The following is a 12,886-nucleotide window of genomic DNA, read 5'->3' as shown; positions in this document are numbered from 1 at the left end:
GTTTTCAAGATAACTAACGTTTTCTTGCGAGCGTCAACCCATCGCCAATGGGAATCATGCTCAACGTTACACGTGCATCGCTTGCTAATTTTTCATTGCACGCGCGGATGGCAAGCGTGTTCTTATCATCAACTGCAGGATCAGCCACCTTGCCGTCCCATAGCACATTATCAATTGCAACAAGACCGCCCGTGCGAAGCAATGTCAGGGATTTTTCATAATAATGCAGATAATTTGTCTTATCCGCATCAATAAAAATGAAATCAAAAGTACCCGCCTGATCTTCATCCAGCAGTTTTTGCAGTGTTTCCAATGCGGGAGCAATACGCAGATCAATTTTTTGGGCAACACCTGCTTCTTCCCAAAATAATTTGGCCAAGGATGGTGCCTGTGTGTCAATGTCACAGGTAATGACCCTGCCTTCCGGCGGCAGTGCAAGCGCCACGACCAGCGCGCTGTAACCGGTAAATGTACCTATATCAATTGTTTTTTTGGCTCCCAGTAACTCGACCAGCAATGCCATGAATTGGCCCTGTTCCGGCGAAATCTGCATTCGGGCACCGTTTAACTTGTGCGTCTCTTCACGCAACTTCTTAAGGACCGCCGGCTCCCGCAGAGAGACCCGGCATAAATAACGATATAACGTCGGGGTTAAATTAATTGTTACATCAGACATGGCGAGCTCCTTTTTCGCTTGCATAGCACCTGTCCACAGCAAAGACTTCAATGTTATAATACTGCCAGCAGGTGTGTATTATTTCATTTTAGTAAGGATGAATAAACCATGGCGACCCTTATCATATTAATTATTCTGGCGCTGATTATTGGCTATGTGATTTTGACTTATAACCGTCTCATTGCCCAGATTGAAACAATACAGAATAACCAAAAACAAATTGATGTTCAGCTGGACAGACGGTTCAAAGTGTTTGAGTCCCTGATCAATGTTGTCAAAAAATATATGGATTACGAAAAAACTACTTTGAAAGATGTAGTCGCTTTGCGAAACCAGGCACAGCAGGCCAAAGCCAGGGGCGATGAGAAAGAGCGATTCGCCGCAGAAAACCAGATTTCTGAAATAGCGACGCACCTCAATGTCGTGTTTGAGCAATATCCGGATTTAAAAGCCAACCAGAATTGCCTGCAGCTTCAAGAAGAAATTGTTAGCACCGAAAACAAACTTGCTTACGCAAAGCAATCCTATAATGACAGTATCGAAATTTATAACGCCAATAAAAAATCCTTTCCTGCTTCGGTTGTCGTTGCGTCTTTTCGCAGCAAGCTGGATAAGGATTTTCCCTACTGGCAACTCACTGCACAAAAAGTCGCTGAACAAGAATCCTATACTGTGCAACTCTAATTTAGCCCATGCCAAACCAGCTTGATCATTACGCAGTGTCCACCGCCGATTGGCGAAAGGCACTGCGTCAAAATAACCGTCGCACCTATATCATTATTAGTCTTTTCTTCTTGATATATTGTGGAATTGGGCTGTTAGTTGATATGTATCTGTATGCTTCCGCCTATCCCCACGCTACCATTCCAGCACTTTTTACGGCATTGGTGACTTTCAGGCTTTTTCCTATTGCAACATTAATCATGCTGGGTATCGCAGCGATTTCATTATTGGTCAGCTATACTTTATATGACCGACTCATGTTACTGGGCACGGATTACCACGAAATTACGCCAGAGACCGCTCAAAATACACGGGAGCGCCAGCTTTATAATGTAGTAGAAGAGATGAAAATTGCATCCGGGCTACGTTATATGCCGAAGGTTTTCATCATTGATGCAGATTACATGAATGCGTTCGCAAGCGGCTATAGCGAAAAATCAGCCATGGTAGCAATCACGCGCGGCCTCATGGAAAAATTAAATCGCGATGAATTGCAGGCAGTGATGGCGCATGAATTAAGTCATGTCAGGCATCTTGATATCAAGCTGACTTTAACCGCATCCCTTCTTGCCAACCTGACAATTATGGTATTGGATATACTGTTTTATAACGCAATTTTTAGCGGCCGCCGTAACGGAAGCCGTTCTAAAAATTCGTTGGCAACCATCATCATCCTTTTACGCTATACCCTGCCGCTCATTAGCGTATTGCTTCTGCTGTATCTTAGTCGTACCCGTGAGCTGATGGCAGACGCGGGTTGTGTAGAACTGATGCGAACTAACCAACCGCTTGCCTCCGCGCTTATCAAGATCCAGGAAGACCACATCCAAAACCGTGATCAGTACCGGGCAGCCTATCAGCGCACCCCTCATGAAAATGTAAGGCGAGAAGCGTATATTTTCGATCCTTTTGAAGCGGGCATCAAATCCGTCACCTCGGCCAGTGACCTCTTTTCAACGCATCCCAGCCTTGAAACCCGGCTTGAGGCATTAGGGTTTAAGCGGAAAATATAGTAAAATTGCTCTCCCTATTTCATGATCCATACATAATCTATGCCTAAGACCGGTGTTTTAATTACCAATACAGGTACACCTGACGCCCCCACCCCCCGCGCGGTACGGCGCTACTTGAGAGAATTTTTATCCGACAGACGTATTGTACAATTGCCACGACTGATCTGGCTGCCTATTCTCTACGGACTGGTCCTGACATTACGGCCACGCCGGTCAGCCCGGCTTTATCAGCGAATATGGCAGGAAAACGGTTCTCCCATGCGTGCCACCATGCAATATGTCGCATCCAGCCTGCAAACCAAACTACGTTCGCTGCCTGGCGAGATCGAAGTGGAAATTGGCATGAATTACGGACATCCTTCCATTGGCCAGGGTTTGAAAAAATTACGGCAAAAAAATGTAGATAAAATTATTGTGCTGCCGCTTTTCCCACAATATTCCAATACCACGACCGCCTCCACCTTTGACCGTGTTATTGCCGGATTAAAAAAGTGGTCTGCCTTGCCCGATTTACAAATGATTTATCATTATGCTGATAATCATGAATACATATGTGCACTCGCTTCCAGCGTGCAAACTGCCTGGAAAAAACAGGGCCGCCCACAGCACTTGCTTATTTCTTTTCATGGTATTCCCGAACGTTTTGTCAAAGCAGGAGATCCTTATCAGCGACAGTGTGAATTAACAGCGCATCTGCTCGCCGAAGCGGTAGGGTTAGCCAAAGACGAGTGGACGTTGTGCTATCAGTCCCAATTTGGTTATGACAAATGGCTCAAGCCTTCTACCCAGACTTTGTTTGGTGAACTCCCCGAACGTGGCATCAAACATGTGGATGTAATTTGTCCTGGCTTTGCTATCGACTGTCTGGAGACACTGGAAGAAATCGCCATACGCGGCAAGGAAACGTTCTTTGAGGCAGGCGGTGAATCGCTACGTTATATTCCAGCATTAAATGAAAACCAGATAGATATGCTCATCACCCTCATTTTTTCCCGGCTTTAAGCGTTAAACATCAGCGTAGAACATTTGCCAGCGAGGACATTTACAAAACCCTGTCATCTCCGCGTAGACAGAGATGACTCAATTAAACAAACACCCTCGCGAAACTGGCATAATCTCAGGAACAATTATTTCCTGATTTATCCCCGCAAACCAAAGGGCAGGCTGATCGCGATATTGCTCTCAGACTGTGAAATTACTGAACCGCCTCGTCCATTTGTAAGAGTGTAGGCCACGGAAAAACGCGGGTCTTGAGCGAGACTGTTGTAGTAACAGGTAACGCGTCCGCTCGTGCTATCGTATTCAGTGGATTCGCTACGATAAGTATCTAATTTTGCCGGCATAAGCGTCGGCAGCGAAGAAGATTTAAAATAAATTGTATTAAATCGATCTTGAATTACTTCATAGCCATTCCCTGCCACATAATCACCAAAATTAGCTAACTCATTCCTCGTTGGACAGTTAATTTCTACCCGTAAACCCACCGGATCTGCCAGACTTACAGAAGGAATGAATGTTAGCGAAGAAAGCGATAGCAGGGAGACAAAAGTAAATACCTTTTTCATGAGTACATCCTCGTTAGTTATAAATTTTAATTGCGCTTTTGAAACGACAGATTGTATTCACCAACGGAATTGAAATCAATGACAAGCCGTTCTTATTAATGCTTTTGTCTCAATTAATTACATGCTAGTATCAAAAAATAGGTATTAGGGAAAATACCAAGCAACATGACAGGACGAAAATTCTATTTCATCATAGTGCTACTCTCGCTGCTTCCAGCGCTTTCCTTGGCAGCACCTTATTATGGCGCCAATTTTTCTTACACGCTTATCACCAAGGAACCTCCTTCGCTGCATGGCTATCAACTCATGCTGAATTATGATCCGCAACGTTTTAAATGGCGGCAATTCAACGTTTATTTTGATGGTGGTTTTTCTCACTTTTGGGTAACGAATACACCCTACTACACCACACTGAATATTTATTCCATCGCACCTGTAGTTCGCTATACTTTTAAAAAGCGCGGGCCCGTTTTGCCCTATCTTGAACTCAGCATTGGTCTGTCTTATCTCAATCACACGCGGCTGGACGACCGCAATCTGGGCATTCACTTCGCTTTTCAGGACAGGGCAGGAATCGGTGCTTTCTTCGGGGCTTCTGAACGCCTGTCCATCGGGGTCCATGCCGTGCACTACTCTAATGCTCGCCTGTCTGCGCATAATTCAGGCATTACCGTTCCACTGTTGCTGGATGTGGGATATCGATTCAACTAATCCCTCCGCGAGCTTTTTTTGCAGAATCATGGCATGATGAAGTGAGCAAATAGTTACTTTTAGATGGAACTAACGTTAATATATCGCCATTTGAGTTTACGGCTTGACCATGTATAAACGGATCCCCATCAAGAACCATCAGCAGGAAATTCAGCTGACTGCAAAGCGCACCATGCTTGCTCTCGCCATTATCTGTTTTTTAATCTCCCTGCTGGTGCTACGGCTCGCCTATTTGCAGATCACCAAGCACAATGTTTATAGCACCCTGTCGACCAAAAACTGGCTGGATCTTGTTCCCATCGAACCGACGCGTGGGCTGATTTATGACCGTAATGGGGTTCTCCTAACTGAAAATATTCCCGTGTTCAGCTTGGATATCATTCCTGTACAAGTCACCGAGCTAAATAAAACCATCGCGGCACTCAAGAAAATAATTGTTCTGTCGGACAATGACATCAGTCAATTCCGCAGGCAGCTGAGACAGCACCGGCGCTTTGATGAAATACCGCTAAAACTGCGTTTAACAGAGGAAGAAGTGGCACGTTTTGCAGAAAATCAGTTTCGCTTTCCCGGTGTCCTCATTAAGGCCCGCCTGATGCGCTATTATCCCTACGGTAAAAGCTTCAGCCATGTACTTGGCTATGTAGGACGCATAAACGCCCAGGAACTCAGCGAAATTGACCAAACAAATTACAGCGCCAGCCATTATATTGGCAAACTGGGCATTGAAAAGTATTACGAAGAAGAACTGCACGGCAAGGTGGGTTATGAAGAAGTAGAAAATGACGCGAATGGCAAACCCATCCGGGTGATAAAAGAAATCAAGGGAACACCGGGTAAAAATATTTATCTCACGCTCGACAGCGGGCTGCAGTTTGCTGCTGAAAAAGCACTTTCCGGACATAACGGTGCCGTCGTTGCCATTCAGCCTGCTACGGGGCAAATTCTTGCCATGGTAAGTGAGCCCGGTTATGACCCTAACCTCTTTGTACTTGGCATTAGCCAGAAAGATTATCAGGCTTTACAGGGATCCGAAGACCGCCCGCTTTACAACCGGGCCCTGCGCGGTCTTTATCCGTTTGCTTCTACCATTAAACCTTTTTATGCCTTGCAGGGGCTGGATACCGGCGTTGTGACGCCAACGGATACTATTTGGGATCCGGGCTGGTTCCAATTGCCCAATAGCTCACACCGCTTCCATGACCACCGCCGCGGCGGTCATGGTACAGTCAATCTGAGTAAGGCGATTATCACTTCTTGTGATATTTATTTTTATGAGTTGGCCAACAAAATGGGCATTCGTCGCATGGGCGCCATATTAAACCAGTTTGGTTTTGGCACACTCACGGGCATTGACCTGGATGACGAACTGCCGGGTATTGTCGCCTCCCCTGAATGGAAGCGAAGAATGAAAGGTGAACGCTGGTATGACGGTGACACTATTATTTCAGCCATTGGCCAGGGCTTTATGCAGGCTACGCCATTACAACTTGCTGCCGCCACAGCCACCCTCGCCAATCGGGGACAGCGCTTCATGCCCTTCCTCTTACTGGGCGAGCAGCTTCCCGGCAAAGCCTATGTGTCGCAGCAACCCATCTCGCTCGATCCCGTGACATTACAAGATGACGTTTATTGGGACATCGTGATTAAAGCCATGCAGGATGTGGTGGCTTCTCCCGGGGGCACAGCCTATCGCGCCTTTGGGCCACATAATTATACTTATACCATCGCAGCCAAAACAGGGACAGCGCAGGTTTCGCGACGCCGAAATCCGGACGAGCAAGATAAACAGGAAAATTTACCTGAAAAGCTCCGCGACCATAATCTTTTTATTGCATTTGCACCAGCAGATAAACCGAAAATTGCACTCGCGATTATTACCGAACACAGTCACGTTGCAGCCGAAACCGCGCGGGCTATTTTCGATTATTACCTAGGAACTCAACAAAATGTTACTCGACATTCTCCGAATAAAATTGAAAAAACCCCAGCATGACACGCGTTATCGTACATTCTGGCAATATATCCATATCGATATCACGCTGCTCACTTTCCTGCTGCTGCTCGCCGCTGCGGGACTTTTCATCCTCTTTAGCGCCAGCAGTCAAAATCCGCGCGCCATTGAATTGCAAATCGCACGATTAATGCTAGCTTTCTTTATCATGTTTGTGGTCGCGCAAATTTCGCCTGCCACCTTACAGCGATTAGCGCCATGGCTTTATCTGCTGGGTCTTACTCTGCTCATTACGGTGCTGGTTATTGGCCGCATAGGCAAAGGCGCGCAGCGCTGGCTGGACTTGGGGATTGTACACTTTCAACCGGCTGAATTAATGAAGCTTGCCATTCCGCTTTTACTGGCGTGGTATTATCACCGTATCCACCTTCCCCTAACGACCCGATCGGTTCTCGTTGCCATTCCTATCATTTTCATTCCCGCTTTTCTCACTGCCAAACAACCCGACCTGGGCACTGCTATCTTGCTTGCCATTGCGGGCAGCAGTGTCTTATTTCTTGCCGGTTTAAGCTGGCGAATCATTACTTCAGCACTCACCCTACTCATCGTTTGTGTTCCCTTTGCCTGGTATGTACTACATGATTATCAACGCCAGCGTGTGCTGACGTTTCTGAATCCAGAACGGGATCCCTTAGGCGCAGGCTACCACATTATTCAATCTAAGATCGCCATTGGCTCAGGCGGATGGTTTGGAAAAGGCTGGTTAAATGGTACTCAGTCGAACTTGCACTTTTTGCCCGAACATTCGACTGATTTTATTTTTGCCGTTTGCGGAGAAGAGTTCGGCTTTGTAGGTAATATGATTCTAATTGTACTTTATATGCTGGTTGTATTGCGCGGATTATATATTACAATCAATGCGCAGGATACCTTTACGCGTCTCTTGGCCGGCAGTATTACGTTTACTTTTTTTGTTTCTTTTTTCATAAACATGGGAATGGTGACCGGCATCCTGCCCGTGGTAGGCATTCCCTTGCCGCTGGTTAGTTATGGCGGATCATCCATGGTGACGATGATGATAAGTTTCGGTATGCTGATGTCTATACAAACGCATAGAAAATTAGTGACTACTTAAGGATAAAATATGCTGCGATTTTTAGGCTCACACGCCTTCTGTACCCGGATAGTCACGTCTATCTCATCCATTCTGCTTGGGTTCGCGCTCGTCTTTTTAAGCCCAGCTGTTTATGCCGATATGCATTTTGTAGAACGCAAGGATGTCCAAGAATTCATTAAAACCATGGTGAAAAAAAATCGTTTCAACAAGGAGCAGTTGGTTGAACTTTTCAGCAAAGTCAAATTGCGCCCTATCGTTGTCACTCACGTGAAAAAACCGCTGGAAAAAAAGCCCTGGTATACTTATCAAATGCTCTTCGTGAATGAATGGCGCATTCAACATGGTGTACAATTCTGGAATAAATATGAAACTGTACTACGCAAAGCAGAAGCGGTGTATAAAGTACCAGCTAGTATTATCGTTGCCACCATTGGCATTGAAACAAAATATGGTCAACGCACGGGTGATTATCGCGTGATCGATTCGCTGACCAATCTAGCGTTTAGTGATTCCTCCCGCGCACCTTTCTTTCGCAGAGAGCTAGAGCAATTTTTATTGCTCGCTCGCGAGCAAAAACTGGATCCACTGAAGGTCATGGGGTCTTATGCTGGCGCCATTGGCCAACCGCAATTTATGCCAAGCAGCTATCGCCATTATGCGGTTAACTTTTCCGGCAGTGGCAAAACCGATCTTATGAATGATGAAGTCGATGTCATTGGCAGCATTGCCAATTACTATAGCAAACATGGCTGGAAGCTCAATGAACCCGTCGCCATCCAGGCAGCTACCATTGGCGATCGATATAATTATCTATCGCGCAATAATAAAATCAAAGAACCGCTACTTGCAGCAGATCTCGCTAAATATGGCATTATACCGAAAACCAAAATCGTACCGGAAAATCAGAAGCTGAAAATTATTGAGTTGCAAAACCGTTACAGTAAAGAATATTGGCTGGGATTGCACAATTTTGGCGTGATTAAACGCTATAATTCGAGCGACTTGTACGCAATGGCTGTTTATCAATTAAGTATTTATATTTCTGACTTGAGGGAACGACTGAATAATGGATAAATTGACCAGGATGTCAACAATGAGCAGGCACCCCCGTGGTGCCTTATTGGTTCTTTTTTTGATGCTGTTGCTGAGCAGCTGCAGTCACGTAGGCAAGAAAGACGGGCCGCCTAATTTTTATGTGGATGAAACCAAGATCCCTAACGCCGTACCTAAACCCGAACCCCGAGCCAAATACGGCAATATGACTTCCTACCGCGTTTTTGGTAAACGCTACTATACACTGAAATCCAGCAAAAACTATGAAGCGGTCGGCACTGCTTCCTGGTATGGAACGCTGTTCCACGACCGGCGCACGTCAAGCGGTGAACCGTACGACATGTTAGGCATGACGGCCGCGCATAAAACCTTGCCGCTTCCTACTTATGTTGAAGTCACCAATTTAAAAAACAAGCGCAAAATCATTGTCAAAGTCAATGATCGCGGCCCTTTTGAAGGCAACCGCTTGATTGATCTTTCTTATGTTGCAGCCAAGAAACTGGGTATGCTCGGGCATGGCACAGCACTGGTTAAAGTAAAAGCCATTAATCCTCGCACATACGAGCGGGATCAATTCTTTGTCGCTTCCCGTCAGGCGAAACACAAAAAGCAGTTTGCTGAGAATAATAAACGCGATTTTCTTCTCACAGAAGACCCGCTTTTGCCCGAAAATAAATCCGCCCAATCAGTGTACTTACAAGTAGGCGCATTTAGAAATAAATCGCGCGCAGAAAAACTGAAGCAGCGCCTGATTGCCCTGCTGGAAGCACCTGTCAAAATTTCCAGCCCCTCCGCCAGCGGCAAATTTTATCGTGTCAAAGTTGGCCCCATTAAAGATGTTGCCATGGAAGATAAAATTACGCATCGTTTAAAGGGTATGGGTATTAAGCCTAACAAGACGAATGACGGATAACTTGCTGGATGATATCACCCGCTTTTGTTGCGGATTTGGTGTCTGAGTAGTGGCATCACTTAATTTGTCATCCTGCAGAGATAACACAGGTAAATGCTCTCAACCAGTGATGCTAAAGCTAACATCAGGAATCGCCTATGCTCCAAGTATTACTTTCCATTCTGGGGATCTTGTTAACCATTTTTTTTGTCATTGGAACCCACGAAGCGGCGCATTTTATTACAGCCCGTTTATTAAAGGTCAAAGTACTACGCTTCTCGATCGGTTTTGGTAAATCACTGGCGCGCTGGTATGACAAAAAAGGCACAGAATATGTGCTCGCACTTATCCCGCTTGGCGGATACGTCAAGATGCTGGATGAGCGTGAAGGCGACGTTGCCCCAGAAGAAGTCCATCTTGCCTTTAATCGCCAGCCATTTTACAAAAAATTTCTGATTGTGCTAGCAGGTCCCGCCGCCAATATTTTCTGCGCTTTCATTTTATATTGGCTCATTTTCATGATCGGTTTTGTCAATATCCGTCCAATCATTGGCGAAGTAGCGCCGGGCTCGATCGCGGCAAACGGCGGGCTTAAAATGAAACAGGAAATTATTCGCGTTGATGACAGAAAAACATCCAACTGGACAAGCGTTTTATTTCGTATTCTTGCGCATGCTGGCAATCAGGATCAACTAAAAGTCGAAACGCGTGATCCAGCCAGTAATAAAACACAAACACACCTGCTGGATTTAACCGCCTGGGACATGGATGAATTATCGCCTGACCCGCTGAACAGTCTTGGCATCAAGCCCTACGAACCTGTCGTTCCCCTGGTCATCGGTGTGATTGCCGAAGCTTCTCCTGCTGCGGCATCGCCTTTAAAAACGGGCGATCTCATTATTGCCCTCGATAAAAAGAAAGTGAATGACTGGTCTCAGGTCTTGAATGCCACCCTCAATCATCCTGGTGAAACAATTCGCTTTACAGTGGAAAGGCAAGGCAAACAAATAACCTTTCCGGTAAACATCGGTTATAAGCGAAACCTGCTCTTTCAAAAATACGGTTATCTTGGCATTGGACCTGACTTTACCTGGCCTGAAAACATGATGCATAAAATTCAATACGGACCCATTCAAGCCTTGGGCGCCGCAGGTCAACAGATTATCGATTTTACGTATTTCAACTTGCTGTTATTTGGAAAAATGGTCACAGGGAAATTATCACTACAAAGTCTTGGCGGGCCCATTACGATTTTTGAAACCGCCGGCACTGCCTTAAATTATGGCTTGCTTTCATTTCTCGGATTTCTGGCTTTTTTAAGCATCACGATTGGTATCATTAATATCCTCCCCATCCCCGGACTGGATGGCGGTCATTTAGTTATCCAGACTGTGGAGTTTCTCATTCAACGCACAGTACCGGAACGCATTATTATTTTTTTGTATTACATGGGGTTTACGCTGATCCTGTTCGTGCTCATTCAAGCACTGGTAAATGATCTATTAAGATTGATGTGAAGATGTTCTGAAACCAGGTTTTATAGTAAGATAACCTGATATTTTCGAGCGTTCCAAATAACTGAGCGCTCTCAAAGCAGGGACATAACGAAGCAGGATTGCTGAATGCATTCGCGTTGGATGGCGTTACGATATTCAATCGTTGTTGTTTTATCCAGCTATGCTCTGACAGGCTGCATGGTCGGCCCTAATTTCCATTCCCCTCATGCGCCTCCCGTCCATTCTTACAATGAATTCCCGTTACCGGCTAAAACCGCCAGCGTGCGTACGCCAGGTAATAGCGGAAAAGCACAACATTATGTCACCAACAAGGATATCCAGGCTGAATGGTGGACGCTATTTCGCTCGCCCGCACTGGATGCACTCATCCATACCGGTTTAACTAACAGTCCTAACCTGGCAGCAGCCCAAGCGGCTTTACGTCAGGCGCAGGAACTCCTCAATGCACAAATAGGCACATCACTTTACCCTGCTTTTAATGCGCAGCTCGCCGGGCAACGCCAGCGAGCTACCGGTCTCTCCAGCAGCACGGGGCCTACTGGCGGATCAAGTGGTGGTTCGAACGTTTTTAATTTATTTAATGCAGCTGTAAATGTTTCCTATACGCTGGATATCTTTGGTGGGGCACGCCGGGAAATAGAAAGCCTGCAGGCACAGGTTGATTATCAGCAATTCCAATTAATTGCTGCCTATCTGACACTGACCTCCAATATCGCTACCACTGCCATTACCATTGCTTCACTGGAAGGACAAATCAAAGCGACGCGTCAATTAATTAAAGAACAGGAAAACCAGCTCACCATCATTAACAATCAATTCCGTTTAGGCGCAATTGCCGAATCCAATGTACTGACGCAGCAAACGCTGCTTGATCAAACACGCGCAACATTGCCGCCACTTGAAAAAAGTTTATCGCAGTCAAAACACGCGCTTTCCGTGCTAATCGGTGAATTTCCTAATCAGGAACTGCCCAAGTTTGATCTGGATAAATTGGTACTGCCTGTGGAGTTACCCATCAGTCTGCCTTCTGCTCTTGTACGGCAGCGCCCTGATGTGCGGGCTTCCGAAGCACTATTACACGCCGCAAGTGCCCAGATTGGCGTTGCAACGGCAAACTTATTTCCACAGTTTACCTTGACTGGCAGCTATGGCTGGACAGCAACCGTACCTTCCGCCCTGTTTAAATCTGCGAGCAAGGAATGGAGTATCGCAAGTCAATTAACGCAACCGCTTTTTCAGGGCGGCGCCCTGCTCGCTCAACGCCGAGCCGCGATTGCCGCCTATGATCAGGCAGCGGCGCAATATCGCCAGACCGTACTACAAGCATTTCAAAATGTTGCTGACTCGCTGCGGGCACTCGAAACCGACGCGCGCACCTTGCGTGCACAACGGCAGGCTGAAATGGCCGCTTACAAGAGTTTGAAATTATCGCAAGATCAGTATCGATTGGGTGGTGTCAGTTACCTCAATCTACTCACTGCCCAGCAGCAATATCAGCAAACCGTTATAGCGCGCATCCAAGCGCAGGCAGCACGTTATAGTGATACAGTCGCCCTGTTCCAATCACTAGGCGGCGGCTGGTGGAACCGTCCGATAGCGGCATGTCATGACACTGTCAATCCCACGCAGGCTTCATTGATATGCCCCTAAGCGGAGATACATGAG

The 12,886-nt window shown here is 46.2% G+C and carries 12 protein-coding genes; 10 read left to right on the top strand and 2 right to left on the bottom strand.

Annotated elements, in window-relative coordinates:
* Positions 1-13: 13 nt before the first annotated feature.
* Positions 14-676, bottom strand: a complete 663-nt coding sequence (locus AQUSIP_RS04120; protein ID WP_114834517.1) for a class I SAM-dependent methyltransferase — start codon at positions 674-676, stop codon at positions 14-16.
* A 108-nt stretch (positions 677-784) separates the two neighbouring features.
* Here AQUSIP_RS04120 and AQUSIP_RS04115 point away from each other — a divergent pair, with 108 nt between their 5' ends.
* The 3 genes from AQUSIP_RS04115 to hemH are packed head-to-tail and all read left to right on the top strand — an operon-like array spanning position 785 to position 3,414.
* Positions 785-1,360 (top strand): LemA family protein, encoded by a 576-nt coding sequence (locus AQUSIP_RS04115; protein ID WP_114834516.1) that lies wholly within the window; start codon positions 785-787, stop codon positions 1,358-1,360.
* Positions 1,361-1,368: 8 nt separating this feature from the next.
* The gene (htpX, locus tag AQUSIP_RS04110) at positions 1,369-2,412 is read left to right on the top strand and encodes a zinc metalloprotease HtpX (RefSeq protein ID WP_114834515.1); all 1,044 of its coding nucleotides are present in this window, start codon (positions 1,369-1,371) and stop codon (positions 2,410-2,412) included.
* Between the two features lie 39 nt (positions 2,413-2,451).
* On the top strand, positions 2,452-3,414 hold the full coding sequence (hemH, locus tag AQUSIP_RS04105; protein ID WP_114834514.1) for a ferrochelatase: 963 nt from the start codon (positions 2,452-2,454) through the stop codon (positions 3,412-3,414).
* A gap of 137 nt (positions 3,415-3,551) precedes the next feature.
* Here hemH and AQUSIP_RS04100 read toward each other — a convergent pair whose 3' ends face one another.
* The gene (locus AQUSIP_RS04100; RefSeq protein ID WP_114834513.1) at positions 3,552-3,977 is read right to left on the bottom strand and encodes a hypothetical protein; all 426 of its coding nucleotides are present in this window, start codon (positions 3,975-3,977) and stop codon (positions 3,552-3,554) included.
* Between the two features lie 165 nt (positions 3,978-4,142).
* Between AQUSIP_RS04100 and AQUSIP_RS04095 the strand changes: the two genes are divergently transcribed.
* The 7 genes from AQUSIP_RS04095 (at position 4,143) to AQUSIP_RS04065 (ending at position 12,871) form a co-directional block, all read left to right on the top strand.
* Positions 4,143-4,688 carry an acyloxyacyl hydrolase gene (locus tag AQUSIP_RS04095; RefSeq protein ID WP_114834512.1) on the top strand — a complete coding sequence of 182 codons (546 nt, stop codon included), beginning with the start codon at positions 4,143-4,145 and terminating at the stop codon, positions 4,686-4,688.
* Positions 4,689-4,797: 109 nt separating this feature from the next.
* Positions 4,798-6,684, top strand: a complete 1,887-nt coding sequence (gene mrdA / locus AQUSIP_RS04090; protein WP_114834511.1) for a penicillin-binding protein 2 — start codon at positions 4,798-4,800, stop codon at positions 6,682-6,684.
* Positions 6,638-7,777 carry a rod shape-determining protein RodA gene (gene rodA, locus AQUSIP_RS04085; RefSeq protein WP_114834510.1) on the top strand — a complete coding sequence of 380 codons (1,140 nt, stop codon included), beginning with the start codon at positions 6,638-6,640 and terminating at the stop codon, positions 7,775-7,777. The genes mrdA and rodA overlap by 47 nt, the downstream gene beginning before the upstream one ends.
* Positions 7,778-7,786: 9 nt before the next feature.
* Entirely contained in the window at positions 7,787-8,833 is a 1,047-nt protein-coding gene (gene mltB / locus AQUSIP_RS04080) for a lytic murein transglycosylase B (protein ID WP_114834509.1), read from the top strand.
* A 19-nt stretch (positions 8,834-8,852) separates the two neighbouring features.
* A complete protein-coding gene (locus tag AQUSIP_RS04075) occupies positions 8,853-9,725 on the top strand; it encodes a septal ring lytic transglycosylase RlpA family protein (RefSeq protein WP_197737823.1) in 873 nt (290 codons plus the stop codon).
* A 137-nt stretch (positions 9,726-9,862) separates the two neighbouring features.
* On the top strand, positions 9,863-11,221 hold the full coding sequence (gene rseP / locus AQUSIP_RS04070) for an RIP metalloprotease RseP (protein WP_114834508.1): 1,359 nt from the start codon (positions 9,863-9,865) through the stop codon (positions 11,219-11,221).
* 105 nt (positions 11,222-11,326) lie between these two features.
* The gene (locus AQUSIP_RS04065; RefSeq protein WP_114834507.1) at positions 11,327-12,871 is read left to right on the top strand and encodes an efflux transporter outer membrane subunit; all 1,545 of its coding nucleotides are present in this window, start codon (positions 11,327-11,329) and stop codon (positions 12,869-12,871) included.
* Positions 12,872-12,886 lie beyond the last annotated feature (15 nt).

Source organism: Aquicella lusitana (assembly GCF_902459475.1).
Classification (GTDB): domain Bacteria; phylum Pseudomonadota; class Gammaproteobacteria; order DSM-16500; family DSM-16500; genus Aquicella; species Aquicella lusitana.
The sequence above is the reverse complement of the archived record's forward strand: the minus strand, read 5'-3'. Positions and strand labels throughout refer to the sequence as shown.